Below are 535 nucleotides of genomic sequence, written 5' to 3'. Positions count from 1 at the left end.
TCCATGGATCAGTTCCGCACAAACTTAGTCGTATCTGATACCAAGCCATTTGAAGAAGATTCTTGGAAGCGCATCCGAATAGGGGAAGTGGAATTCGAATCTCTCAAACCTTGTGAGCGTTGTATTCTTACCACGATCAATACTCAACGTGGCACTTTCCGCGAAAGCAAAGAGCCGCTCAAAACGTTGCAACAGTTCCGCGCCAATGAACGAGGTGGTGTGTTCTTTGGACAAAACCTTGTGGCGCGCAATGAGGGCATTATTCGCCAAGGCGATAAAGTTGAAGTGCTCGAATATAAGGAGCCGGAGTTTTATCCGGACAACTCACCTGTGCGCATGATGCTGACGTGTGTTGAGCGTGAAGAGATTGCTCAAGATTTCGTGACCTTATGGCTAGAACCGAGCAAAGGCTCTTTACCAAACTACTTACCGGGCCAACATTTGCCGATTGAGGTGGATATCAATGGTAAGAAAATTGGTCGTAGATATACCTTATCGTCTAGCCCATCTCGCCCTGGTCGCTATGCTATCTCCG

The 535-nt window shown here is 47.5% G+C and carries 1 protein-coding gene; it reads left to right on the top strand.

Annotated elements, in window-relative coordinates:
* The coding region (locus R7P74_RS28880) for an MOSC domain-containing protein (protein WP_318124135.1) at positions 1-535 on the top strand (535 nt) is incomplete at both ends.

The organism is Vibrio sp. 2033 (genome assembly GCF_033339735.1).
This window is presented reverse-complemented; position numbering and strand designations above follow the sequence as displayed.